At 53.3% G+C, this 559-nt stretch carries 1 rRNA gene; it reads right to left on the reverse strand.

Annotation, left to right across the window (positions count from 1 at the left end):
- Nucleotides 1-456, reverse strand: a 16S ribosomal RNA gene (locus GBM95_RS11995); the annotation flags it as partial.
- Nucleotides 457-559 lie beyond the last annotated feature (103 nt).

The raw sequence follows: 559 nt of genomic DNA on the forward strand, positions 1-559 counted from the left end.
CGTCCCTTTTCGTCCCTGACAAAAGCAGTTTACAATCCGAAGACCTTCATCCTGCACGCGGCATGGCTGGATCAGGGTTGCCCCCATTGTCCAAAATTCCCCACTGCTGCCTCCCGTAGGAGTCTGGGCCGTGTCTCAGTCCCAGTGTGGCTGGTCGTCCTCTCAGACCAGCTACCGATCGTCGCCTTGGTGGGCCTTTACCCCGCCAACTAGCTAATCGGACATCGGCCGCTCTTCCTGCGCAAGGTCTTGCGATCCCCTGCTTTCACCCTCAGGTCTTATGCGGTATTAGCTGTCCTTTCGGACAGTTATCCCCCACAAGAAGACACGTTCCGATGCATTACTCACCCGTGCGCCACTCGCCGCCAGGAGCAAGCTCCCGCGCTGCCGTTCGACTTGCATGTGTAAGGCATGCCGCCAGCGTTCAATCTGAGCCAGGATCAAACTCTTTAGTTCAATCTCTGTTTTGTCGCTCTTATTTCGCCGGAATTGAAAGAGAAGAATTAAATTCTTTTCTTTCGGCTTCAATAAGCGCGAACTTCGTAAAATTTTTGAGTCT

This window comes from Sutterella seckii, assembly GCF_009183815.1.
In the GTDB taxonomy this organism is placed as follows: Bacteria; Pseudomonadota; Gammaproteobacteria; order Burkholderiales; family Burkholderiaceae_F; genus Sutterella; species Sutterella seckii.